Source organism: Variovorax sp. RCC_210, from assembly GCF_041355175.1.
Taxonomy (GTDB): Bacteria; Pseudomonadota; Gammaproteobacteria; order Burkholderiales; family Burkholderiaceae_C; genus Variovorax.
The window spans coordinates 150,618-171,951 of sequence record NZ_JBFUPJ010000002.1; the positions used below are offsets into that span (position 1 = coordinate 150,618).

General features: G+C 65.0%; 29 protein-coding genes. 2 read left to right on the forward strand and 27 right to left on the reverse strand.

Annotated features, from left to right (window positions below; genetic code table 11):
- Positions 1-44: 44 nt before the first annotated feature.
- The 8 genes from AB6807_RS08635 to AB6807_RS08670 form a co-directional block, all read right to left on the reverse strand.
- The gene (locus AB6807_RS08635) at positions 45-452 is read right to left on the reverse strand and encodes a hypothetical protein (RefSeq protein WP_116913558.1); all 408 of its coding nucleotides are present in this window, start codon (positions 450-452) and stop codon (positions 45-47) included.
- Positions 446-955, reverse strand: coding sequence for a DUF4260 domain-containing protein (locus tag AB6807_RS08640; protein ID WP_116913559.1), 510 nt, complete (start codon positions 953-955; stop codon positions 446-448). The genes AB6807_RS08635 and AB6807_RS08640 overlap by 7 nt, the downstream gene beginning before the upstream one ends.
- The gene (locus AB6807_RS08645) at positions 948-1,415 is read right to left on the reverse strand and encodes a Spy/CpxP family protein refolding chaperone (protein WP_116913560.1); all 468 of its coding nucleotides are present in this window, start codon (positions 1,413-1,415) and stop codon (positions 948-950) included. Before AB6807_RS08645 ends, AB6807_RS08640 begins: the two co-directional genes overlap by 8 nt.
- A gap of 130 nt (positions 1,416-1,545) precedes the next feature.
- Positions 1,546-1,932 (reverse strand): DUF4148 domain-containing protein, encoded by a 387-nt coding sequence (locus AB6807_RS08650; RefSeq protein WP_116913561.1) that lies wholly within the window; start codon positions 1,930-1,932, stop codon positions 1,546-1,548.
- Positions 1,933-2,071: 139 nt separating this feature from the next.
- Positions 2,072-3,883: a phosphoenolpyruvate--protein phosphotransferase gene (ptsP, locus tag AB6807_RS08655; RefSeq protein WP_116913562.1), complete on the reverse strand. Its 1,812-nt coding sequence runs from the start codon at positions 3,881-3,883 to the stop codon at positions 2,072-2,074.
- A gap of 10 nt (positions 3,884-3,893) precedes the next feature.
- Positions 3,894-4,163: an HPr family phosphocarrier protein gene (locus AB6807_RS08660; protein ID WP_081266134.1), complete on the reverse strand. Its 270-nt coding sequence runs from the start codon at positions 4,161-4,163 to the stop codon at positions 3,894-3,896.
- On the reverse strand, positions 4,132-4,587 hold the full coding sequence (locus AB6807_RS08665; RefSeq protein WP_116913563.1) for a PTS sugar transporter subunit IIA: 456 nt from the start codon (positions 4,585-4,587) through the stop codon (positions 4,132-4,134). The genes AB6807_RS08660 and AB6807_RS08665 overlap by 32 nt, the downstream gene beginning before the upstream one ends.
- A gap of 122 nt (positions 4,588-4,709) precedes the next feature.
- Positions 4,710-5,288, reverse strand: coding sequence for a hypothetical protein (locus AB6807_RS08670; RefSeq protein ID WP_371084259.1), 579 nt, complete (start codon positions 5,286-5,288; stop codon positions 4,710-4,712).
- A 147-nt stretch (positions 5,289-5,435) separates the two neighbouring features.
- Between AB6807_RS08670 and AB6807_RS08675 the strand changes: the two genes are divergently transcribed.
- Together AB6807_RS08675 and AB6807_RS08680 are read left to right on the forward strand one after the other, a co-directional pair.
- The gene (locus tag AB6807_RS08675; RefSeq protein ID WP_371084260.1) at positions 5,436-5,933 is read left to right on the forward strand and encodes a TlpA disulfide reductase family protein; all 498 of its coding nucleotides are present in this window, start codon (positions 5,436-5,438) and stop codon (positions 5,931-5,933) included.
- A 375-nt stretch (positions 5,934-6,308) separates the two neighbouring features.
- Positions 6,309-6,896, forward strand: a complete 588-nt coding sequence (locus AB6807_RS08680) for a GNAT family N-acetyltransferase (RefSeq protein ID WP_371084261.1) — start codon at positions 6,309-6,311, stop codon at positions 6,894-6,896.
- A gap of 28 nt (positions 6,897-6,924) precedes the next feature.
- On the opposite strand, the gene AB6807_RS08685 is transcribed toward AB6807_RS08680, so the two are convergent.
- The 19 genes from AB6807_RS08685 to AB6807_RS08775 form a co-directional block, all read right to left on the reverse strand.
- Positions 6,925-7,431 carry a peroxiredoxin gene (locus AB6807_RS08685; protein ID WP_116913567.1) on the reverse strand — a complete coding sequence of 169 codons (507 nt, stop codon included), beginning with the start codon at positions 7,429-7,431 and terminating at the stop codon, positions 6,925-6,927.
- Positions 7,432-7,513: 82 nt separating this feature from the next.
- Positions 7,514-7,783, reverse strand: coding sequence for a 30S ribosomal protein S17 (rpsQ, locus tag AB6807_RS08690; protein ID WP_007838145.1), 270 nt, complete (start codon positions 7,781-7,783; stop codon positions 7,514-7,516).
- Positions 7,784-7,792: 9 nt separating this feature from the next.
- Positions 7,793-8,002, reverse strand: coding sequence for a 50S ribosomal protein L29 (gene rpmC, locus AB6807_RS08695; protein ID WP_116913581.1), 210 nt, complete (start codon positions 8,000-8,002; stop codon positions 7,793-7,795).
- A 55-nt stretch (positions 8,003-8,057) separates the two neighbouring features.
- Positions 8,058-8,474, reverse strand: a complete 417-nt coding sequence (rplP, locus tag AB6807_RS08700) for a 50S ribosomal protein L16 (RefSeq protein WP_093136308.1) — start codon at positions 8,472-8,474, stop codon at positions 8,058-8,060.
- A gap of 52 nt (positions 8,475-8,526) precedes the next feature.
- Positions 8,527-9,438: a 30S ribosomal protein S3 gene (gene rpsC, locus AB6807_RS08705; RefSeq protein WP_081266126.1), complete on the reverse strand. Its 912-nt coding sequence runs from the start codon at positions 9,436-9,438 to the stop codon at positions 8,527-8,529.
- Positions 9,439-9,455: 17 nt separating this feature from the next.
- Complete coding sequence (gene rplV, locus AB6807_RS08710) at positions 9,456-9,788, reverse strand: 50S ribosomal protein L22 (RefSeq protein ID WP_007838134.1); 333 nt, start codon at positions 9,786-9,788, stop codon at positions 9,456-9,458.
- 9 nt (positions 9,789-9,797) lie between these two features.
- Entirely contained in the window at positions 9,798-10,076 is a 279-nt protein-coding gene (gene rpsS / locus AB6807_RS08715) for a 30S ribosomal protein S19 (protein ID WP_007838132.1), read from the reverse strand.
- Positions 10,077-10,086: 10 nt separating this feature from the next.
- Positions 10,087-10,911, reverse strand: coding sequence for a 50S ribosomal protein L2 (gene rplB / locus AB6807_RS08720; protein WP_093057772.1), 825 nt, complete (start codon positions 10,909-10,911; stop codon positions 10,087-10,089).
- A 2-nt stretch (positions 10,912-10,913) separates the two neighbouring features.
- The gene (rplW, locus tag AB6807_RS08725; RefSeq protein ID WP_007838129.1) at positions 10,914-11,249 is read right to left on the reverse strand and encodes a 50S ribosomal protein L23; all 336 of its coding nucleotides are present in this window, start codon (positions 11,247-11,249) and stop codon (positions 10,914-10,916) included.
- Positions 11,246-11,866 carry a 50S ribosomal protein L4 gene (gene rplD / locus AB6807_RS08730; protein WP_093218836.1) on the reverse strand — a complete coding sequence of 207 codons (621 nt, stop codon included), beginning with the start codon at positions 11,864-11,866 and terminating at the stop codon, positions 11,246-11,248. The genes rplW and rplD overlap by 4 nt, the downstream gene beginning before the upstream one ends.
- Entirely contained in the window at positions 11,866-12,546 is a 681-nt protein-coding gene (gene rplC / locus AB6807_RS08735; protein WP_116913568.1) for a 50S ribosomal protein L3, read from the reverse strand. The genes rplD and rplC overlap by 1 nt, the downstream gene beginning before the upstream one ends.
- A gap of 220 nt (positions 12,547-12,766) precedes the next feature.
- On the reverse strand, positions 12,767-13,312 hold the full coding sequence (locus AB6807_RS08740; protein ID WP_371084262.1) for a hypothetical protein: 546 nt from the start codon (positions 13,310-13,312) through the stop codon (positions 12,767-12,769).
- Between the two features lie 17 nt (positions 13,313-13,329).
- Entirely contained in the window at positions 13,330-14,916 is a 1,587-nt protein-coding gene (locus AB6807_RS08745) for a carboxypeptidase-like regulatory domain-containing protein (protein ID WP_371084263.1), read from the reverse strand.
- A gap of 150 nt (positions 14,917-15,066) precedes the next feature.
- Positions 15,067-15,381, reverse strand: a complete 315-nt coding sequence (gene rpsJ / locus AB6807_RS08750) for a 30S ribosomal protein S10 (protein ID WP_007838118.1) — start codon at positions 15,379-15,381, stop codon at positions 15,067-15,069.
- 21 nt (positions 15,382-15,402) lie between these two features.
- The gene (gene tuf, locus AB6807_RS08755) at positions 15,403-16,596 is read right to left on the reverse strand and encodes an elongation factor Tu (RefSeq protein ID WP_108143266.1); all 1,194 of its coding nucleotides are present in this window, start codon (positions 16,594-16,596) and stop codon (positions 15,403-15,405) included.
- A gap of 143 nt (positions 16,597-16,739) precedes the next feature.
- The gene (fusA, locus tag AB6807_RS08760; protein WP_371084264.1) at positions 16,740-18,839 is read right to left on the reverse strand and encodes an elongation factor G; all 2,100 of its coding nucleotides are present in this window, start codon (positions 18,837-18,839) and stop codon (positions 16,740-16,742) included.
- A 95-nt stretch (positions 18,840-18,934) separates the two neighbouring features.
- Positions 18,935-19,408: a 30S ribosomal protein S7 gene (gene rpsG, locus AB6807_RS08765; RefSeq protein WP_013543947.1), complete on the reverse strand. Its 474-nt coding sequence runs from the start codon at positions 19,406-19,408 to the stop codon at positions 18,935-18,937.
- A 150-nt stretch (positions 19,409-19,558) separates the two neighbouring features.
- Complete coding sequence (gene rpsL / locus AB6807_RS08770; protein WP_013543948.1) at positions 19,559-19,936, reverse strand: 30S ribosomal protein S12; 378 nt, start codon at positions 19,934-19,936, stop codon at positions 19,559-19,561.
- Between the two features lie 191 nt (positions 19,937-20,127).
- Complete coding sequence (locus tag AB6807_RS08775; RefSeq protein WP_371084265.1) at positions 20,128-21,297, reverse strand: D-alanyl-D-alanine carboxypeptidase family protein; 1,170 nt, start codon at positions 21,295-21,297, stop codon at positions 20,128-20,130.
- Between the last annotated feature and the right edge of the window lie 37 nt (positions 21,298-21,334).

Genomic DNA, 21,334 nt, shown 5'->3' on the forward strand with positions numbered 1-21,334 from the left:
ATTGTGCCTCCTGGCAAGGAAATGGCGGATGACTTCGCTGACCATCAAACCTGCCGGCATCGCACCGCCCAGGTCAGGCCCATCACCAGAAGTGAGAGCAACAGCGCATGAAAGACCACGTCGGGCACGGTGTGCGGACCGATGCCCGCGACGATGGTGCCCAGCCCGACCAGCGTGCCCAGCAGCGCAAAGCCCTGCCCGAAGAGGGCGGCGCGGCGCGCGTCGTGGGGCCGCAGCCAGGTCTCGACGGCGGCGAGCACGAGCACGGTGGCGATCACCGCCTCGGCCGTGCGGGCCGCGGCGTGCGCGTAGCCCGGCACGAGGAAGCCGGCGTGCACCATCGACGCCGTGCCCAGCACGAGCGCCTCGGTCAGCAGCCAGGCGCGCGCGGCGCCCGGGCGCATCACCGGGGCGGGTGCGGAGGTGGGGGTGGGGGCGGAACGGCTCACCATGGATCGGCCCGGCCGATGCGGCCGAGGTGCGTGAAGGCGAAGCCCGCGGCGTACTTCAGGCCGTAGCCGAGCGCGCGGTCCAGCCCGATGTGGGTCAGCCAGATGAGGCCGCCGGCCACCGCCCACGGCGTGGCCGCCAGCACGCCGAACGCCAGCAGCAGCACCGGCCCCGCGTACGAATGCGCGGCGTTGTACAGCGCCGCGCCCACGCGCGCGCCGGCAACGTAGCCCAGCAGCGAGAGGTCGGGCGCCAGCAGCCAGAGCGCGAACACGCCCCAGCCCGCGCCGAACTGGGCGTATGCGGCAAGCGCCACGCCGAGCACCACCGCGCCTTCGAGCCGCAGCAGCGCGCGCACGCCACCCGCTGCCGCGGCCTGTTCGGCGGCCCGTTCCAGGGACACCGTGGAACCGGCTTCGCCGGTCCACAGGTGTCGCCCCCTCGCAGGGGGTTGGCGCAGCGACACGAAGTGCGCGAAGCCCGGGGGGGAGTCAAGCTCAGCCACGATGGCTCCAGCGGCGGCCGCCGCGGTCCATGAAGTCGCGCACCTTCTGCTGCTGGGCGGCGTTCAGGTTGTCGTAGAAGTCGGCGGCGGCCGCGATGATCTCGGGGCTGCCGTTGCGCACGGCCGTGGTCTTCTCGTCGACCAGGCGCGTGGCGCCGGCCTGGTCGAGCTTGTTGCCCGCGAACAGCGCCTTGAACTGCGAGCGCGGGTCGCCCGAGCCGCCGGCACCGCGCATGGCTTCGCGCTGCGCCTGCAGCTTCTCGGCCAGCACGGTGAGCTTCTGCTTCTGGTTGGCGTCGAGCTCGAGCTTGCTGCCCACGCGCTCGACCATCCTGGCGCGGAACTCGGCGCTGTCGCCGCCGCCCCAGCCGTGGCGTTGGCCGGCACAGCCGGCAATGCTTCCGGCCACCATGGCGGCGCCTGCGAAACCGAAGAGAGTGCGTTTGATCCAGTGCTTCATATCAAGTCCTTGGTGTTGTCTTGTGAGGAGGAAGCTCGATGGTGCGATGGGCACCGGGCCAAGTCCTCTCGCCGCGGTATCGGCGTGTTTCGCTTTATTGCGACGGGCGTGGCAACAAGCGCGGGGCTGCTTACAGCCGGCTGCTCTTGGCGTTGGCGGCAGCGGCGCGGGCGTCGACGGGGTTCTGCAGGGTCGAGATGACCTTGCTGTTCACGCGCGAGCCGGACGACACGTTCTGGTCGGGCGCGGCGGCGGCGCGAACCGCTTCGGCGACCACGCGCTCGCGCTCCATCGACACGGCCATGGTCTCGGCGCCGCGCGATCCGCGCACCACGTTCTGGTTGGGTGCCGAGGCGGTGCGCAGGGCTTCGGCGTTCACGTCGGCGCGGCTCTTGGCCGACACGGCGGGTTGCACGCCTTCGTAGCTTTCAGCCTTCGCGCCCGCGGCGGCGAGCATGGCGAAGGAGCTGATGGCGATGATCTGGGAGAAGGAGACGGAGGTGGAGACGAACTTCATGATGCAGGCCTTTCTTTCAGGGGTTGAAGGAGAAGGCCTGATCGTGCTTGCGGGCGCTGCGCAAGTCCTTTCGCCGCGGTTGCGGCATGTATCGTTTCTTTTCACCCGCCCGCAGGGCGGGTGAAAAGAACGAAGAGCGCTAACCCGCCATGGTGGCGGCGGGGTCGTCCGACTCGAGCACGGCCTTGGCCCAGGCCTCGAGCTTGCCGGTGTCGGCGCGCAGCACTTCCTGCTTGACCGCGAGGATGCGCGAGGGGTGCATCGAGAAGCTGCGCAGCCCCAGGCCCAGCAGCAGGCGCGTGAAGGCCACGTCGCCGGCCATTTCGCCGCATACCGACACGCCCTTGCCCTGGCGCCGGCACTCGGCGATGGTGTCAGCCACCAGGCGCAGCACGGCGGGGTGCGCCGGGTCGTACAGGTGCGCCACCGACTCGTCGGCACGGTCGATGGCCAGCGTGTACTGGATCAGGTCGTTGGTGCCGATCGACAGGAAGTCGAAGTGCTTCAGGAAGATGCGCAGCGTGAGCGCGGCCGCCGGAATCTCGATCATGGCGCCGAGCTTCACCGGGCCGTGCACCACGCCGCGGTTGTCGAGCTCGGTGCGCGCGAAGTCGATGAGCGACAGCGTCTGGCGGATCTCGCTCGCGTGCGCGAGCATCGGAATGAGCAGGTGGATTTCGCCGTGCGCCGCCGCACGAAGAATGGCGCGCAGCTGCGTGAGGAACATGGCCGGGTCGGCCAGGCTCCAGCGAATGGCGCGCAGGCCGAGCGCGGGGTTCAGGTGCTCCTGCTTGTTGGCCGACTTGCTGTCCAGCGGCTTGTCGGCGCCCACGTCGATGGTGCGGATGGTCACGGGCATGCCTTGCATGCCCTCCACAGCGCGCTTGTAGGCCTGGTACTGCTCTTCTTCGTCGGGCAGGCGCGTCTGGCGCGTGGACGACTCACGGCCCATGAACAGGAATTCGCTGCGGAACAGGCCCACGCCCACTGCGCCGGCCTTGACCGCGCCCAGGGTGTCTTCGGGCATCTCGATGTTGGCCAGCAGCTCGACGCGCTGGCCGTCGAGCGTGACGGCCGGCTTGTGGCGCAGCCGCGCGAGCCGCCCGCGCTCCAGGTCGCCCTGGCGCTGCTTGAAGCCGTACTCGGCCAGGATGATCGGCGAGGGGTCGACGATGACCACGCCGGCGTCGCCGTCGATGATGACCCAGTCGTCTTGGCGCACCAGCTGGCTCGCGGTGCGCGCGCCGACCACGGCCGGAATGTCCATGCTGCGCGCGACGATGGCGGTGTGCGAGGTGCGCCCGCCCACGTCGGTGACGAAGCCGGCGAACACGCTCTTCTTGAACTGCAGCATGTCGGCCGGCGACAGGTCGTGCGCGATGAGCACCAGCGGCACGTCGATGCCGTCACCCGCGGTGGGGTCGTCGTGGTCGTCGTTGTCGTCCAGCGGCGCGGCGGCGCGCTTGCGGCGCGGCGGGCTCGGCGCCAGCACGGCGGCGGTGCCCTTCATGCGGTGCAGCAGGCGCTCGACCACCTGTTCGAGGTCGGCCTTGCGCTCGCGCAGGTAGGCGTCTTCCATCTCGTCGAACTGGCGCGCGATGATTTCCAGCTGCGTGGTCAGCGCCCATTCGGCGTTGTAGAGCCGCTCGCTGATCCAGTGCTTCACGCCGGTGCTCAGGGCCTCGTCCTGCAACAGCATCTGGTGCACCTCGAGCAACGCCGAGAGCTCGTGCGGCGCGTCGTTCGGGCCCATGAGCGCCACGTTGGCCTGCAGCTTGATGAGCTCGTCGGCCACCGCGTTGCGCGCGGTGCGCACGCGGTCGATCTCGGTCTCGATCTCTTCGGGCTTGATGAAGTAGTGGGCCACGTCGATGCGGCTGGACACCACCAGCACCGCGCGCCCGATGGCAATGCCACGGGCAACGGGAAGGCCGTGGACTGCGAAAGTCATCGGAGCGTCCTTATTCGCCTTCGCCGAACTTGTCGTCCATCAAGTGGACGATGGCGTTCATCGCTTCTTCTTCCTGCGGGCCGTTGGTCTCGAGCTCGACGGTGGAGCCCAGCCCGGCGGCCAGCATCATCACGCCCATGATGCTCTTGGCGTTGATGCGGCGGTCACCGCGCGACAGCCACACCTCGCAGGGAAAGCTGCCTGCGAGCTTGGTCAGCTTGGCCGACGCGCGTGCGTGCAGGCCCAGCTTATTGCTGATGGTCACGGATTTCTTGATCACTGTGCTTTCTCTTCGCCTGGTTCTGGGGAGCCGCCACCGCCACCTGCATGACGCCGGCGGTGCCGCCCGCGAGGGCGCGCTGCACCAGCGTCTCGAGCGGCTCGTGCCGGTAGGTGACCGCGCGCAGCAGCATCGGGAGGTTCGCCCCCGCCACCAGCCGCGAACGGACGCCGTCCACGAGTTTCTGCGCCACGTTGCAGGGCGTGGCGCCGAACACATCGGCCAGCACCAGCACCTGCGAGCGCGGAGCGCGCAACTGCTGCTCCAGCGTGATGCGCGCGGCGGCCAGCGTTTCTTCGGGCGACACGTTGGGCAGCACGTCGAGCGCGACGATGGCCTGCTCGCAGTCAGGGAACACATGCAGCGCGCACTGCCGCAGCGCATGTGCGAACGGTGAGTGGGCGATGATGAGGATGCTGTTCATGCGGGACGGGGGACGACGCGCCGATTATGCGGGGCGGCCCACGGGAAGTAGATATGTGACACAACGCGGCAGCCCCGAAAAACGGACAGTGCGGCGCGAAACAGACCGGCCACGCGCCGTCGTCATGGCAGGCGCAGGCCCTCGAAGAAGGTCTTCGACGCCTCGGCCGAAGCGGGCGTGCCCAGCACGGTGGCCTGGTAGAGCGCCACGGTGCCGTCTTTTTGCGACTGGGCGAACCACAGGATCTGCACGGTGGGCGCGCCCTGCTTTCGCGCTTCGAGCCGCAGCGGCGCGGGCGTGGCGGTCGCGCGCTGCAGCGTTTCGGGGGTTTCCGCCAGCTGCATGTCGCTCGATTCGCCCGGTTTGACCAGCTGGGCGCGCGTGGCGGTGCGCCAGGCGGCGAGCCACGCCTCGGCCTGCGCGGGTCCGTTCGCGTAGGCATGTGCGATGGCGAAGGTGGCGCCGCCCGCGTCGCAGCCCGCCATGTCGACCTTGACCGATTCCGCGCCCAGCGGCACGGCGCGGTCCGCGCGATCGGCCTTGCAGGGCAGCAGCGCGGTCAGGCCCGCGTCGGCAATCGGCACCTCGCGCCAGTTGAAGGTCGGGCTGCACGCGGCGAGCAGCGCCGCGGCGGCCAGCACGCGCCAGGCGCAAGCGGCAAGGGAGGCGGAAGAGGTGGGAGAGCTGGACCAGGACGGCATGGGGGAGCGATTATCGGCCGGGCCGTACCGCGCAGGGGCGCTCCGGGGGTGGGCCAGGGACGGTGCGGTCGCGGCCAGCACGATCGGGCAGGCGGAACTAAACTAGCGCCGCTCCTGTCTGCTCCCTTTCCCCTCCCCTGTGATGCCATGAAGAAATACATCGCCGCTGCCTCCGTCGTCATCGCGCTGGCTGCCGGCGTGGGCGTGTACTTCGGCTCCGGTGCCACCGCCGCGCCGGCCTCGACCTTCGTGCTGCTCGACGGCTCGCAAAAGAGCACCGCCGACCTGAAGGGCAAGGTCACCCTGGTCAACTTCTGGGCCACGAGCTGCGTGACCTGCGTGGGCGAGATGCCCAAGGTGATCGCCACCTACGACAAGTACAAGGCGCAGGGCTACGACACCCTCGCCGTGGCCATGAGCTACGACCCGCCGAGCTACGTGGTCAACTTCGCCGAAACGCGCAAGCTGCCCTTCAAGGTCGCGATCGACAACACCGGCAGCGTGGCGCAGGCCTGGGGCGACGTGAAGCTCACGCCCACGACCTACCTGGTCAACAAGCGCGGCGAGATCGTGAAGCGCTACGTGGGCGAGCCCGATTTCGCCGAGCTGCACAAGCTGATCGAGAAGCTGCTGGCCGAGGCCTGATCGCTCGCCCTTTCCCTTCTCGTTTCCCTGCCCGAAGGCGCTCTTGAAGGAGCGCCTTTTGCTTTTTGGGGCTACGGGGCCTTGGTGGGAGAAAGATGCCGTCGATCGCGGCGCAGGCATTTCCTCGCCGGCCCATAGCAACAACCCGAAGCAGCCTGGTGCCCGGACTTTGCTAAATTGCGCCTTCCGCAGCATCGCGCGCTCCGCGCCTTTCTCGATGACCGATTTCCCAGTGGCCGCCTTCCCGGCGGCTTCCGGTGCCAGAGCTCTCGCACCGTTCGTCACTGGCCGCGACGATGCGGCGCCCCTTTCGGCGGCGCTGCCGCTGTTCGCGCCCTGCGCGGGGTCGGCCCGTCGGGTTTCCTCCTTGCGCCTATGAGCTTTTCCGTCTCCCGCCCCCTGCCGCTGTCGGCCATGCCGGCCGTCGTGCTGATCGTGCCCGAGGAGCCGCACGAGATCGACGCCACGCGCGCGATCTTCCGCGACTACGCGGGCTCGCTGGGCATCGACCTCGATTTCCAGGATTTCGACGGTGAACTGGCCGGTCTGCCCGGCGACTACGCCGAGCCGCGCGGCACCTTGCTGCTGGCGCTGGTCGACGCGGCGAATGTGAAGGAAGACGCCGGCCGCCAGGCGCCGACGTTGAAGCGTGCCGACGGCACGCTGGCGCACGTGGCGGGCTGCTGCGCATTGCGCCCGCTGGACAACGTGGACCACGTCAACGCCGCGGAAATGAAGCGCCTGTACGTGCGCCCGGGTTTTCGCGGACTGGGCCTCGGCCGGCAGCTGGCCGAGGCGATCCTGGATGCCGCACGCGGCGCCGGCTACGGCTGCGTGCTGCTCGACACCCTCGACGACATGGAGTCCGCCCGCGCCCTCTACGAGGACCTGGGCTTCGCCGAGGTGCCGCCCTACTATCACAACCCCGTTGCCGGGGCGCATTACCTGAAGGCGGAGCTCTAGAGCTCTAGTTGGCTGGCCGCCTGCAGGCTCAGCCGCGGGCTTGTGCCAGCAGCGTGTCGGCGTCGCTGACTTCGAACTTGCCCGGGCCTTCGACGTTGAGCGTCGCGACCTTGCCGTCCTTCACGAGCATCGAATAGCGGTTGCTGCGCACGCCCATGCCGCGGCCGGTCAGGTCGAGCGTCAGGCCGGTAGCCTTGGCGAAATCGGCGCTGCCGTCGGCCAGCATGCGCACCTTGGCGCCGGTCTTCTGGTCGCGCGCCCAGGCGCCCATCACGAAGGCGTCGTTCACGCTCACGCACCAGATCTCGTCCACGCCGGCGGCCTTGAAGTCGTCGAAGTGCTGCACATAACCCGGCACGTGCTTGGCCGAGCAGGTGGGCGTGAAGGCGCCGGGCAGCGCGAACAGCGCAATGGTCTTGCCCGCCGATGCCTTGGTCACGTCGACCGCGTTCGGGCCGATGCTGCAGCCTTCGCCCTCGACTTCGGAATATTCCTGCAGGGTGGCCGAGGGAAGGGTGTCGCCGACTTTGATCATGTAAGTGCTCCGGAAAAAGAAAAACGGCCCACATTGTGGGCCGTTTTCAGGTGGGCTGTCTCGAGCCGGGTATCCGGTCTGCTTAGACCAGGACAGCCTTCTCGACCAAGCGGGTCACAACCCAGTTCTTGGTCTTCGAGATCGGACGGCTTTCCGTGATCTCGATGGTGTCGCCCAGCTTGTACTCGCCCTTTTCGTCATGGGCGTGGTACTTGCTCGTCTTGGCCACGATCTTGCCGTAGAGCTCGTGCTTCACACGGCGCTCGACCAGCACGGTCACGGTCTTGGCACGCTTGTCGCTGACCACCTTGCCGATCAAGGTGCGCTTGAGGGATTTTTTAGGTTCCGTCATGTTCACTCCTTACTTGGCGGCGGGGGTTTCTTGCTGCTTCTGAGCAAGAATGGTCTTGGCGCGAGCGATGTCGCGGCGCGTCACGCGCAGCGTCGAGGTGTTCGACAGCTGTTGCGTGGCCTTCTGCATGCGCAGGCCGAAATGGGCCTTCTGCAGTTCCTTGACTTCGGTCTTCAGCTCTGCGACGTCCTTCGTGCGCAGGGTTGCAGCCTTGGTCACCTTGGCCGGAGCCGCGGTTTCTTTTTTCTTACGGGTTGCCATCAGTGTTCTCCTCTCAGGCGCCGAGCTGGCGAGCGACGAACGTCGTGCGCAGCGGAAGCTTGGCGGCGGCCAGGCGGAACGCTTCGCGGGCGAGTTCTTCGGGCACGCCGACGATCTCGAACACGATCTTGCCGGGCTGGATTTCGGCGACGTAGTACTCGGGGTTGCCCTTACCGTTACCCATCCGCACTTCAGCGGGCTTGGTAGAGATGGGCTTGTCCGGGAACACGCGGATCCAGATACGGCCACCGCGCTTCACGTGACGCGAAATCGCGCGACGAGCGGCTTCGATCTGGCGTGCCGTGAGGCGGCCGCGATCGGTGCATTTGAGACCGAAGTCACCGAACGCAACCGAGTTACCCGTGGTTGCGACGCCGGTGTTGCGGCCCTTTTGTTCCTTGCGGAACTTTCTGCGTGCAGGTTGCAGCATGTTTTATTACTCCGTGAGAGCCCCAGGCGCTTTCGCGCCCGGGAGCGACCGATTACTCGGTCTTGGCACCGTCCGCTGCTGCAGCGGGCGCGGCTTTGCGGACGCGCTTAACGGCGGGTTTCGAGTCTGCACCGGCACCGCCGGTTGCTTCTGCGGGCTTGTCGCTGCCATCGGCGGGAGCGGTGTTGCCACCGATCGGGCCACGGCCGCCGGCACGGGGGCCGGGACCACGACGGTCGCCACCCGGACGGTCGCCAGGGCGACCATCACGGCGGGGACCACGCGGACGACGTTCTTCTTCAGGACGCGGCGTTTCGACGGCCGGCAGGTCGTTACGACCCAGCGTGTCGCCCTTGTAGACCCAGACCTTGACGCCGATGACGCCGTACGTGGTCTTGGCTTCCGAGGTGCCGTAATCGATGTCGGCGCGCAGCGTGTGAAGCGGCACGCGGCCTTCGCGGTACCACTCGGTACGTGCGATCTCGATGCCGTTCAGGCGGCCAGCCGACATGATCTTGATGCCCAGGGCACCCAGACGCATGGCGTTTTGCATGGCGCGCTTCATGGCGCGGCGGAACATGATCCGCTTTTCGAGCTGCTGCGTGATGCTGTCGGCGATCAGTTGCGCATCGATTTCGGGCTTGCGCACTTCTTCGATGTTGACTGCAACCGGCACGCCGAGCTGCTTGCCCAGTTCGCGCTTGAGGTTCTCGATGTCTTCGCCCTTCTTGCCGATCACGACGCCCGGACGTGCCGAGTAGATCGTGATGCGTGCGTTCTTGGCGGGACGCTCGATCATGACGCGCGACACCGAAGCGTTCTTCAGCTTCTTCTTCAGGTATTCGCGAACCTTGATGTCTTCGGCCAGCATGCCCGCGAAATCGCGGTCGCTTGCGTACCAACGGCTGGACCAGTTACGGGTAACCGCAAGGCGGAACCCGGTTGGGTGGATTTTCTGTCCCATATTTCTTCCAGGCCTTCTTAGTTGCCAACCGTCACGTACACATGGCACGTGGGCTTGCTGATGCGATTGCCGCGACCCTTGGCCCGCGCGGTGAAGCGCTTGAGCGTTGCACCTTGCTCGACGTAGATGGTCTTGACCTTCAGCTCGTCGATGTCGGCACCGTCGTTGTGCTCGGCGTTGGCGATAGCCGACTCCAGCACCTTCTTGATGATCACAGCGGCCTTTTTCTGCGTGAACTGCAGAACGTTGAGCGCTTGATCGACCTTCTTGCCGCGGATCAGGTCCGCGACCAGACGGCCCTTGTCGACCGACAGGCGGACACCGCGGAGGACTGCACGTGTTTCAGACATGGTCGTTCCTTACTTCTTCTGGACTTTTTTGTCCGCGGGGTGCCCCTTGAACGTGCGCGTGAGCGCAAATTCACCGAGCTTGTGGCCGACCATCTGGTCGGTGATGTACACGGGCACGTGTTGCTTGCCGTTGTGCACAGCGATGGTCAGACCGATGAATTCGGGCAGGACCATCGAGCGGCGCGACCAGGTCTTGATCGGCTTCTTGTCCTTGGTCGTCACGGCCTTGTCGGCCTTGGCCACCAGGTGGTGGTCGACGAAAGGACCCTTTTTGAGAGAGCGAGTCATTGGCTATCCCTTACTTCTTGCGACGCGACACGATGAAGACCTGCGTGCGCTTGTTGTTACGGGTGCGATAGCCCTTGGTCAGATTGCCCCATGGGTCGACAGGATGGCGGCCTTCGCCAGTCTTGCCTTCGCCGCCACCGTGCGGGTGGTCGACCGGGTTCATCACGACGCCGCGAACGGTCGGGCGAATGCCCTTCCAGCGCTTGGCGCCTGCCTTGCCGAGTTGGCGCAGGCTGTGCTCTTCGTTGGCCACTTCGCCGATGGTTGCGCGGCATTCGATGTGGATGCGACGCACCTCACCCGAACGCATGCGGACCTGGGCGTAGACGCCTTCGCGAGCCAGCAGCGTGGCCGACGTGCCGGCCGAACGCGCGATCTGCGCGCCCTTGCCGGGTTGCAGTTCGATGCAGTGGATCGTCGAGCCGACCGGGATGTTGCGGATCGGCAGGGTGTTGCCGGCGCGGATCGGGGCTTCGGCGCCCGACAGCAGCGTTGCACCAGCTTCCAGACCGCGCGGGGCGATGATGTAGCGGCGCTCGCCGTCGGCGTAGCAGACCAGAGCGATGTGGGCGGTGCGGTTCGGGTCGTACTCGATGCGTTCAACCTTGGCCGGGATGCCGTCCTTGTTGCGCACGAAGTCGACAACGCGATAGTGGTGCTTGGAACCACCGCCACGGTGACGGATCGTGATGTGACCGTTGTTGTTACGGCCGGCCTTCTGGAACTGGGGTTCCAGCAGGGCTGCGTGAGGAGCACCCTTGAACAGGTGATCACGCGAAATCTTCACCGCGCCGCGTTGGCCCGGCGAAGTGGGTTTCATCTTGATGACGGCCATGATTAAGCGCCTTCCCCGACGAGGTTGAGCTCTTGACCCGGCTTCAGGGTCACATAGGCCTTGCGAACGTTGTCGCGGCGGCCGATGGACTTGCCAAAGCGCTTGGTCTTGCCCTTGGTGTTGAGCACCGACACGCCCTGGACTTCGACCTTGAACATCAGTTCGACAGCGGCCTTGATCTCGGGCTTGGTGGCGTCTTGCAGCACCTTGAAAGTGACAGCGTTCGACTTTTCGCCGACCATCGTGGCCTTTTCGGACACGATCGGGGCGACCAGCACCGCCATCAGGCGGCCTTCTTCGAACGTACGTTCAGCGGCGGTAGGGTTCACGCGGCTCATGCGAACATCTCCTTGAGCTTGTCGACGGCACCCTTGGTGACCAGCACCTTCTTGTAGTGAACCAGCGACACCGGATCGGCGTAACGGGGTTCGACCACGAGGATGTTGACCAGGTTGCGCGAGGCAAGGTACAGGTTTTCGTCGACTTCTTCGGCGATCACGAGCACGGACTCGAGATTCATCGCCTTGAAACGGGCTGCCAGCGGCTTCGTCTTGGGCGAATCCACGGTCAGCGAATCCACCACGGCCAGACGGCCTTCGCGAGCGAGCTGCGAGAAGATGGCGGCCATGCCGGCGCGGTACATCTTCTTGTTGATCTTCTGCGAGAAGTTTTCGTCAGGCATGTTCGGGAAGATGCGACCACCCCCGCGCCACAGCGGCGAGGACGTCATACCGGCACGGGCGCGGCCCGTTCCCTTTTGCTTGAAAGGCTTCTTGGTCGAGTGCTTGACCTGCTCGCGGTCCTTCTGGGCGCGCGTGCCTTGGCGGGCATTGGCCTGGAATGCAACGACGATCTGGTGGACTAGGTCTTCGTTGTAGTCACGGCCGAACACGGTTTCAGGGGCGTCGTACTTCGACGCGGCCTGGCCTTGTTCGTTCAGGAGTTCGAGTTCCATTACTTCGCTCCTTCAGCCGCTTGCGGCTTGGCCTTGATGGCGGGACGCACGGTGACGAAGCCACCCTTCGAACCCGGAATCGCGCCCTTGATGAGCAGCAGTTGACGTGCTTCGTCGATGCGGAACACGTCGAGGTTTTGCGTCGTGCGCGTGACGTCGCCGAGGTGGCCCGTCATGCGCTTGCCGGGGAACACGCGACCGGGGTCTTGTGCCATGCCGATCGAGCCGGGAACGTTGTGCGAACGGCTGTTACCGTGCGACGCGCGTTGCGAGCTCATGTTGTGACGCTTGATCGTGCCTGCGAAGCCCTTGCCGATGGAGGTGCCTTGCACGTCCACCTTCTGACCCACGGAAAACACGCTGCTCGCCGCGATCACGCCACCAGCCTTGTGCTGACCTGCGGTATCTGCGGTAACGCGGAATTCCTGGATGATTTCGCCTGCTTCGACACCCGCCTTGGCGAGGTGGCCGGCTTGGGGCTTGGTCACGCGCGATGCTTTGCGCGAACCGAACGTCACCTGCAGGGCGACGTAGCCATCGGTCTCTTGGGACTTGATCTGGGTCACACGGTTGTTGGACACATCCACCACCGTGACAGGAACTGCGTCCCCGTCATCGGTGAAGAGACGCATCATCCCCACCTTGCGGCCCAGCAACCCGAGGGAGTTGCTCAGACTCATATGTTTTCTCCAAAAATGGAAATCCTCTTCCGCCACTGCCACTTCAATTGGCAACAGCGTTTGCCAGATTTCTCCGGCTACGGAAGAAGGTTGATAAATCTCTGCCCAAACAACAGCCTTGCGGACGCAACAAGGGCAGAGCCAGCGATTATAGCCCGCGGTGCGGGCATGGCGCAAGTGCCACTGTTCAGCCTGTGCAGCAGGCCTCGAAGACCCTGTTTCAGGGCTTTTTGGCGGGCGCCTTTGGCTCCTGGGCGGGCATCGAAATGACCTTTTCACCGTCCGGCGACGGCTTCATCTCGCCCGCTGGCTTGGTGGCCGGCGCGCCCGAACCCGTCTGGATGGGGATGGCCACGATGCTCATGGCACCGTTCTGCGTCGCGAAGACATTCAGATAGGCCAGGCCGTCGCTGCTGCTCGTCACCGTGGCGGTGGCGGTCGTGCGCTGGCCGGCGGGCAACGCGAAGCTGCTCTTCGTGGCCAGCGTCAGGCCCGCGTCGGTCGTCAGGCGCACCGTGGCGCCAGCCGGGTCGGTCACGCCGTCGAACTGCAAGAAAACCGAGACCTGACGACCGGACTGCGCCGCTGCTTCGACCCGGTACTGGATTGCAACGCCCGAATCATTGGGCTTGCGCGCCGCGACCGTCAGAGAGGCATGGCGGTCGCCGCGTGCTGCCGGCACGCCGTCTGCACAGGCAGAGCCGGCAATACCGACGAACGCCAGCCACGCCATGGCGGCGAACGTGGAGCGGGAATGAAGTTTCATGGCGGTCTTCCCCACGGCTATTGGATGGTCACGCCGAAGCAGGTGTTCGCGGCGGAGTTGTTGAGGTCGTTGATCACCAGCACATAAGGGCCGGGCGACAGCCTGAGCGACCCCGAATTCCGGCCGACCACGCCGCCCTGGTAGACCGCGAAATTGGGATTCGCCCCTGCCGGCGCGCTAACGCCGAACTGGTAAGCGCGATTGGCCGGTGCCGTGAAGCTCACATAGGCATAGCTTCCGAGCTTGTTCCCCGTGCGCGGGGCCGGGTCCGCCGCGTTCGTCACGCACGCCTGGATGGCGCCGCCGCCGACCGTGGCCGGTTTGTACATCGGCAACGCGGCCGGCACGCCGCCGTCGTTGCTCTCCGCGCCGCCGTAGGCGTCGTTGGCGGCGCTGATGTTCTGGCCCGTCAGCAATGCGTTCAGCGCGGACACGCTGCCAGGTGCGGCACTATTGAATGCCGCGGCGAACGGATGGATCGAGGTCACCGGCGCGCCGCCCTTGAACAGTGCATTCGTCATCGTGTCGTGGATCGGCTTGAAACCCACCTGCTGATTCAGGTTCCAGAAAATCGACTGGATCGAGGTTTCCCGGAACCACCCAGGATTCGAAGTGGGCCCCTTCGACAGGTCGAGGTTGCTGCCCTGGGCTTGGCCCGGACCACCCGAATCGACATAGTTCCGCCGCCCGAGCGCAATGCCCGACCAGCCATTGCCCCACCCCTCGGAGAACGCGAGCCGGCGGTCGATAAGGTCCGCCGTCGAATGCTCGCCGCCGGGCGAATCGTCGCGGCTGAAGGCCGACTGGTAGTAGTGGCCCCACTCGTGCGCGATCACGGGCGCATCGAATTCGTCGGTGTCCACGTCTTCCTTGCCGAGCACGTAGATTTCGGCGCCCGAACTCTGGGCGATGAAGAAGGTGGTGCCGATCTGCCCCAGCGCGACGCTGCCGCCGGCGTTCGTGTTGCTGACGCTCCAGAACACCTTCAGCGACGGAAACGCCGTCGCCGGCGTCACCGACAACACCTTCTGCATCGCGGTGTAGACCGTGTCCATCACGGCGAACGGTGCCGACACGCGCTGGCCGGTGTAGCTGGAGCCGCCCCAACCGCTGGGCGCGTGCAGGTCGCGGGTCAGCGCCGCGGCGCCCGTGGAGAACGCCGACGACTGCATGGAATAGATGGCGCTCGACTGCGTGTTGTCCCGCACGGTGACGTCCCAGGTCGCGCCCGGCCCGGGGCGCGTCAGCTGCGTGCGCACGCGTACGGTGACGGTCGTGTTCCCCGGCACGCTCACGGCATAGGCGCCGCTGTCGTCGGTCGAAGTGACCACCAGTTGGTTGCCGCTGGTGTCGAGCACCTCGACGTAAGCGCCGCGCACCGGCTTGGACGTGGTGTCGGCGTACACGAGGGCGCCGTTGACGTTGGGCACCGACTCGTAGGTGGCGGTGCCGCTCAAGGTGACGGGGTTCGTCGTGGGAACGGGCAGGGGCAGCAAGGGCACGCCGCCACCGCCGCCTCCCCCACCACCGCCGCAGGCGACCAGCAATGCCGCGGTCGCGATGGAAGCGACCAGGCCCGACGCAAAGGAGAACTTCTGTCTCATATCTTTTGCTGCCCTCATTTCAGCCCCGGCCAATGCGCTGAGAAATACCGGTGCGGGAGGATGCCACAGAAGGCGAGCAACTGTTAAGAACAGAAAAGCCCGCATGCATTTCTGCAGGCGGGCTTTGTCAGGAGACGACGCGGGGTCGAATTACTGCAGCTTGATCTCGACGTCGACGCCAGCCGGCAGGTCGAGCTTCATCAGCGCGTCCACGGTCTTGTCGGTCGGGTCGACGATGTCCATCAGGCGCTGGTGGGTGCGGATTTCCAACTGGTCGCGCGACGTCTTGTTGACGTGCGGCGAACGCAGGATGTCGAAGCGCTTCATGCGGGTCGGCAGGGGCACGGGGCCCTTGACGATCGCGCCGGTGCGCTTGGCGGTGTCCACGATTTCAGCGGCCGATTGGTCGATCAGCTTGTAGTCGAATGCCTTCAGGCGGATGCGGATTTTTTGCTTGGTAGCCATGGTGATTCCTTTGCGTGCCGCTTAGATGTCGAGGATCTTGGCGACGACGCCCGAACCCACGGTACGGCCGCCTTCGCGGATGGCGAAGCGCAGGCCTTCTTCCATCGCGATCGGGTTGATCAGCTTCACGGTGATGCTGACGTTGTCGCCAGGCATGACCATTTCCTTGTCCTTGGGCAACTCGATCGCGCCGGTCACGTCCGTCGTGCGGAAGTAGAACTGCGGACGGTAGTTGTTGAAGAACGGCGTGTGACGGCCGCCTTCGTCCTTCGACAGGACATACACCTCGGCGGTGAAGTGCACGTGCGGCTTGATCGAGCCGGGCTTGCACAGCACTTGGCCGCGTTCGACTTCTTCGCGCTTCGTGCCGCGCAGCAACACGCCCACGTTGTCGCCAGCTTGACCCTGGTCCAGCAGCTTGCGGAACATTTCCACGCCGGTGCAGGTGGTCTTGACCGTCGGGCGGATGCCCACGATTTCGATTTCTTCACCGACCTTGATCACGCCGCGCTCGACAGCGCCGGTCACCACGGTGCCGCGACCCGAGATCGAGAACACGTCTTCCACGGGCATCAGGAACGTGCCGTCCACGGCGCGCTCGGGCGTCGGGATGTACGTGTCCAGGGCTTCTGCCAGCTTCATGATGGCGCCTTCACCCAGTTCGCCCTTGTCGCCTTCGAGGGCGAGCTTGGCCGAGCCGTGGATGATGGGGGTGTCGTCGCCGGGGAACTCGTACTTGTCGAGGAGTTCGCGAACTTCCATTTCGACCAGCTCGAGCAGCTCCTTGTCGTCGACCATGTCGCACTTGTTCAGGAACACGATGATGTAGCCCACGCCCACCTGGCGAGCCAGCAGGATGTGTTCACGGGTCTGGGGCATCGGGCCGTCGGCGGCCGAGCACACTAGGATGGCGCCGTCCATTTGAGCGGCGCCCGTGATCATGTTCTTCACATAGTCGGCGTGACCGGGGCAGTCGACGTGTGCGTAGTGGCGGTTGGCCGTTTCGTACTCGACGTGTGCGGTGTTGATCGTGATGCCGCGGGCCTTTTCTTCAGGCGCAGCGTCGATCTGGTCGTAGGCCTTGGCTTCGCCGCCGAACTTGGCCGACAGCACCGTGGCGATCGCAGCCGTCAGCGTGGTCTTGCCGTGGTCGACGTGACCGATCGTGCCCACGTTCACGTGCGGCTTGGTGCGGGTGAATTTACCTTTTGCCATTTTTCAATCCTTGAAAGAGCATGTCCCGTGTATTGGTTTTATGTCTGCACCCGATTGCTGGTTCGCCTCGCACGGGAACAAGGCGGCACCGGATCGCAGACAAGAAGGGCCGCGCACTGCACGGCCCCGCATTCTTCAAAAACTTACTTGGCGCGTGCAGCGACGATGGCTTCGGCAACGTTACGGGGAGCTTCGGCGTAGTGCTTGAACTCCATCGTGTACGTGGCGCGGCCTTGCGACATCGAACGCAGCGTGGTCGAGTAGCCGAACATTTCCGACAGCGGCACTTCTGCCTTGATGGACTTGCCGCCACCGATCATGTCGTCCATGCCCTGCACCATACCGCGACGCGAGGACAGGTCGCCCATCACGTTGCCGGCGTAGTCTTCGGGCGTCTCGACTTCCACGGCCATCATCGGCTCGAGGATGACCGGGCTGGCCTTGCGTGCGCCTTCCTTGAAACCGAAGATCGCGGCCATCTTGAACGCCATTTCGTTCGAGTCCACGTCGTGGTACGAACCGAAGTGCAGCGTGACCTTGACGTCCACGACGGGGTAGCCCGCCAGCACGCCTTGCGTCAGCGCTTCCACGACGCCCTTTTCCACCGCGGGGATGTATTCGCGAGGAACCACACCGCCCTTGATGGCGTCGACGAACTCGAAGCCCTTGCCCGCTTCCTGCGGCTCGAGCTTCAGGATCACGTGGCCGTACTGGCCCTTGCCGCCCGACTGGCGAACGAACTTGCCTTCGGCGTCTTCGACGGTCTTGCGGATCGTTTCGCGGTAGGCCACTTGCGGCTTGCCCACGTTGGCTTCCACGCCGAATTCGCGCTTCATGCGGTCCACGATGATTTCAAGGTGGAGCTCGCCCATGCCGGCGATGATGGTCTGGCCCGATTCTTCGTCGGTCTTCACGCGGAACGAAGGATCTTCCTGAGCCAGGCGTTGCAGGGCGATGCCCATCTTTTCCTGGTCGGCCTTGGTCTTCGGCTCGACGGCCTGCGAGATCACCGATTCCGGGAACACCATGCGCTCGAGCGTCACGATGGCCGACGGATCGCACAGGGTTTCGCCCGTGGTCACTTCCTTCAGGCCCACGCAGGCAGCGATGTCGCCGGCGCGGATTTCGTTGACTTCTTCGCGGTTGTTCGCGTGCATCTGCACGATACGGCCGATACGTTCCTTCTTGCCGCGCACCGGGTTGTAGACGCTGTCGCCCTTGGTCAGCACGCCCGAATAGACGCGCACGAAGGTCAACTGGCCCACGAACGGGTCGGTCATCAGCTTGAATGCCAGTGCCGAGAACTTTTCCGAGTCGTCAGCCTTGCGGATGACCGGTGCTTCGTCTTCGTCCAGGCCGTTGACCGGGGGAATGTCGGTCGGCGCGGGCATGTATTCGATGACGGCGTCGAGCATGGCCTGCACGCCCTTATTCTTGAAGGCCGAGCCGCACAGCATCGGCTGGATTTCGCCGGCGATGGTGCGCTGGCGAATGGCCTTCTTGATTTCTTCCTCGGTCAGCTCGTTGCCTTCGAGGTACTTGTTCATCAGCTCTTCGCTGGCTTCGGCAGCCGCTTCGACGAGCTTTTCACGGTATTCGTTACAGACGTCGGTCAGGTTGGCGGGGATCTCGCCGTACTGGAAGGTCACGCCCTTGTCTTCGTCCCAGATGATCGCCTTCATCTTCACGAGGTCGACGATGCCCTGGAAGTGCTCTTCGGCACCGATCGGGATCTGGATCACGACGGGGTTGGCCTTCAGGCGGTCCACCATCATCTGGCGCACGCGCAGGAAGTCGGCGCCGGTGCGGTCCATCTTGTTGACGAACGCGAGACGGGGCACCTTGTACTTGTTGGCCTGGCGCCAGACGGTTTCCGACTGGGGCTGCACGCCGCCGACGGCGTCGTACACCATCACGGCGCCGTCCAGCACGCGCATCGAGCGCTCGACTTCAATGGTGAAGTCCACGTGGCCGGGGGTGTCGATGATGTTGATGCGGTGTTCTTCGAACTTGCCAGCCATGCCCTTCCAGAAGCAGGTGGTGGCGGCCGACGTGATCGTGATACCGCGCTCTTGCTCTTGCTCCATCCAGTCCATCGTGGCGGCACCGTCGTGCACTTCACCGATCTTGTGGTTCACACCGGTGTAGAACAGGATACGTTCGGTCGTCGTGGTCTTGCCGGCGTCGATGTGCGCGGAGATGCCGATGTTGCGGTAGCGCTCGATGGGGGTCTTGCGGGACATGATTTACTTTCGGGTTAAATGCGTTGAGCGCTGGGCCCCGAGCACGGGCACAACGCCCGACACTCGACACCCAACGCCCAAGCGAAGTTTGATTTTTAGAAGCGGAAGTGGCTGAACGCCCGGTTGGCTTCTGCCATGCGGTGCACTTCGTCGCGCTTCTTCATGGCACCGCCGCGGCCTTCCGTGGCTTCCATCAGTTCGTTGGCCAGACGCAGGGCCATCGACTTCTCGCCGCGCTTGCGGGCGGCTTCCTTGATCCAGCGCATCGACAGCGCCAGGCGGCGCACGGGGCGCACTTCGACCGGCACTTGATAGTTCGCACCGCCCACGCGGCGCGACTTCACTTCGACCATCGGCTTCACGTTGTTGATGGCAACGGTGAACGCTTCGAGGGGGTCCTTGTCCGGGTTCTTCTTTTCGATGAAGTCGAGCGCGCCATAAATGATGCGCTCGGCGATCGCCTTCTTGCCGCCTTCCATGATCACGTTCATGAACTTCGACAGCTCGACATTGCCGTACTTGGGATCCGGCAGGATTTCACGTTTGGGGACTTCGCGACGACGTGGCATTTTTTTAACCTCTTTGCTTCAGTTGGCATCGTTTCCGATACCGCGAGAGCCAGTTGGAGCTCTCACTTACTCGACCCGACATTGGGTCACTTCGTTCGATGTGCCCGCCAAGGCAACCGAACACCGCTTTGTTTTTTACGACAGGAAGGCTTAAGCCTTCTTGGGACGCTTCGCGCCGTACTTGGAACGCGACTGCTTGCGGTCTTTCACGCCTTGCAAGTCGAGCGAACCGCGCACGATGTGGTAACGCACACCGGGCAAGTCCTTGACACGACCGCCGCGAACCAGCACGACGCTGTGTTCCTGCAGGTTGTGGCCTTCGCCGCCGATGTAGGAGATGACTTCGAAGCCATTGGTCAGACGGACCTTGGCAACTTTACGAAGCGCCGAGTTGGGCTTCTTTGGCGTCGTGGTGTAGACGCGGGTGCAGACACCGCGACGTTGCGGCGAGTTCTGCATGGCAGGGCTCTTCGAATTGATCTTTTCGACCGTTCGACCCTGACGCACCAGTTGATTGATGGTTGGCATGAATGAATAAGTCCCAAAACAGCCCGGCTCTGGCTATTAACCGCTCCTGTCGTGACGCAGGAACAACCGGGAGATGACGAAAACGTGAAACCCTTCGGAAATTTCCGAAAAGCCCACGAGTATAGCAAACGAGCCTGAAACAGCAAGCACCGCGGCCCCGAACGGCCGCCGGCGGGCTTTTCAGCCGCCCGTTACTTGATCCAGAGACGCACGGCGTCCCAGGCACGGCCGAAGACACCGGCCTGCTCCACCCCCTCGAGGGCCACCAGCGGCACGTCGGCCACGGGCTGGTCGTCCAGCGTGACCTTGAGCGAGCCCACCGGCTGGTATTTGGTGAACGGCGCCACCAGCGGATCGGGGCGCGACACCTGCGTCTTGATCTTGCTGGCGGAGCCGGCCGGCACGGCGACTACGATGGCATCGGGGCGGCCCAGCTTAAGCTCGTTGGCCTTGCCCTTCCAGACCGCCGGGGTGGCGGCCGGCTGGCCGCCATCGAACAGGCGTACCGCGTCGTAGGCGGTGTAGCCCCAGTTCAGCAGCTTCTGCGACTCGTTGGCCCGCACGGTCTCGCCGGTGGTGCCCAGCACGACGGACAGCAGGCGCCGACCGCCGCTCAGGTTCGGAAAGTCGCGCTTGGCGGTGGCGACCATGCCGTAGCCGGCCGCTTCGGTATGGCCGGTCTTCAGGCCGTCGACGGTCGGGTCGCGAAACAGCAGCAGGTTGCGGTTGGTGTCGTTGGTCGACGGCGTGCCCGGGTAGCGGTACTTCTTGATGGCGTAGTACTTGGCCTCTTCCGGAAAGTCGCGCACCAGCCGGGTCGCCAGGATGCTCAGGTCGCGCGCCGTGGTCGTGTGGCCGGGCGCCGTCAGGCCTTCGGGGTTCTTGTAGGTGGTGCTTTTCATGCCCAGCGCCTTGGCCTGGGCGTTCATCATCTCGACGAAGTGCTCCACCGTGCCGCCCACGCCTTCGGCCAGCGCCACCGTGGCGTCGTTGCCCGACTGCACGATCAGCCCCTTGATCAGGTCTTCCACCGGCACCTGCATCTTGGGGTCGATGAACATGCGCGAGCCGGGCATCTTCCAGGCGCGCGGGCTGACCGGCAACGTCTGCGTGAGCGTGATCTTCCGGGCGCGCAGCGCGTCGAACACCACATAAGCCGACATCAGCTTGGTCAGCGAGGCCGGCTCGACCGGGCTGTCGATGTCTTTCTGCGCCAGGATCTGGTTCGCGGTCACGTCCATCAGCAGATAGCTGCGCGCGGCGATCTCGGGCGGCGCGGGCACCTGGGCTGCGGCAATCAGGCTGACGGAGGCAACGGCAATAGAAACCAGGGCGCGAAGTGCGCCGAGAAAACGGGTCATGGGGAGTTTGGAAAGAGACGGAGACAAGCCTGCGAGG

What these genes read in the sequence shown, in the direction of transcription:
- rplD (WP_093218836.1), bottom strand. Translation starts at nt 11,866, where the DNA reads ATGGAACTCGAACTCCTGAACGAACAAGGCCAGGCCGCGTCGAAGTAC.
- AB6807_RS08645 (WP_116913560.1), bottom strand. Translation starts at nt 1,415, where the DNA reads ATGAAGCACTGGATCAAACGCACTCTCTTCGGTTTCGCAGGCGCCGCC.
- AB6807_RS08745 (WP_371084263.1), bottom strand. Translation starts at nt 14,916, where the DNA reads ATGAGACAGAAGTTCTCCTTTGCGTCGGGCCTGGTCGCTTCCATCGCG.
- rpsL (WP_013543948.1), bottom strand. Translation starts at nt 19,936, where the DNA reads ATGCCAACCATCAATCAACTGGTGCGTCAGGGTCGAACGGTCGAAAAG.
- rpsJ (WP_007838118.1), bottom strand. Translation starts at nt 15,381, where the DNA reads ATGGCTACCAAGCAAAAAATCCGCATCCGCCTGAAGGCATTCGACTAC.
- AB6807_RS08680 (WP_371084261.1), top strand. Translation starts at nt 6,309, where the DNA reads ATGAGCTTTTCCGTCTCCCGCCCCCTGCCGCTGTCGGCCATGCCGGCC.
- fusA (WP_371084264.1), bottom strand. Translation starts at nt 18,839, where the DNA reads ATGTCCCGCAAGACCCCCATCGAGCGCTACCGCAACATCGGCATCTCC.
- AB6807_RS08665 (WP_116913563.1), bottom strand. Translation starts at nt 4,587, where the DNA reads ATGAACAGCATCCTCATCATCGCCCACTCACCGTTCGCACATGCGCTG.
- rplC (WP_116913568.1), bottom strand. Translation starts at nt 12,546, where the DNA reads ATGAGTCTGAGCAACTCCCTCGGGTTGCTGGGCCGCAAGGTGGGGATG.
- rplB (WP_093057772.1), bottom strand. Translation starts at nt 10,911, where the DNA reads ATGGCCGTCATCAAGATGAAACCCACTTCGCCGGGCCAACGCGGCGCG.
- rpsG (WP_013543947.1), bottom strand. Translation starts at nt 19,408, where the DNA reads ATGCCACGTCGTCGCGAAGTCCCCAAACGTGAAATCCTGCCGGATCCC.
- AB6807_RS08670 (WP_371084259.1), bottom strand. Translation starts at nt 5,288, where the DNA reads ATGCCGTCCTGGTCCAGCTCTCCCACCTCTTCCGCCTCCCTTGCCGCT.
- tuf (WP_108143266.1), bottom strand. Translation starts at nt 16,596, where the DNA reads ATGGCAAAAGGTAAATTCACCCGCACCAAGCCGCACGTGAACGTGGGC.
- AB6807_RS08685 (WP_116913567.1), bottom strand. Translation starts at nt 7,431, where the DNA reads ATGATCAAAGTCGGCGACACCCTTCCCTCGGCCACCCTGCAGGAATAT.
- rpsS (WP_007838132.1), bottom strand. Translation starts at nt 10,076, where the DNA reads ATGACTCGCTCTCTCAAAAAGGGTCCTTTCGTCGACCACCACCTGGTG.
- AB6807_RS08775 (WP_371084265.1), bottom strand. Translation starts at nt 21,297, where the DNA reads ATGACCCGTTTTCTCGGCGCACTTCGCGCCCTGGTTTCTATTGCCGTT.
- rplV (WP_007838134.1), bottom strand. Translation starts at nt 9,788, where the DNA reads ATGTCTGAAACACGTGCAGTCCTCCGCGGTGTCCGCCTGTCGGTCGAC.
- AB6807_RS08675 (WP_371084260.1), top strand. Translation starts at nt 5,436, where the DNA reads ATGAAGAAATACATCGCCGCTGCCTCCGTCGTCATCGCGCTGGCTGCC.
- rplW (WP_007838129.1), bottom strand. Translation starts at nt 11,249, where the DNA reads ATGAGCCGCGTGAACCCTACCGCCGCTGAACGTACGTTCGAAGAAGGC.
- rpsQ (WP_007838145.1), bottom strand. Translation starts at nt 7,783, where the DNA reads ATGACGGAACCTAAAAAATCCCTCAAGCGCACCTTGATCGGCAAGGTG.
- AB6807_RS08740 (WP_371084262.1), bottom strand. Translation starts at nt 13,312, where the DNA reads ATGAAACTTCATTCCCGCTCCACGTTCGCCGCCATGGCGTGGCTGGCG.
- rplP (WP_093136308.1), bottom strand. Translation starts at nt 8,474, where the DNA reads ATGCTGCAACCTGCACGCAGAAAGTTCCGCAAGGAACAAAAGGGCCGC.
- AB6807_RS08635 (WP_116913558.1), bottom strand. Translation starts at nt 452, where the DNA reads ATGGTGAGCCGTTCCGCCCCCACCCCCACCTCCGCACCCGCCCCGGTG.
- ptsP (WP_116913562.1), bottom strand. Translation starts at nt 3,883, where the DNA reads ATGACTTTCGCAGTCCACGGCCTTCCCGTTGCCCGTGGCATTGCCATC.
- AB6807_RS08650 (WP_116913561.1), bottom strand. Translation starts at nt 1,932, where the DNA reads ATGAAGTTCGTCTCCACCTCCGTCTCCTTCTCCCAGATCATCGCCATC.
- rpsC (WP_081266126.1), bottom strand. Translation starts at nt 9,438, where the DNA reads ATGGGACAGAAAATCCACCCAACCGGGTTCCGCCTTGCGGTTACCCGT.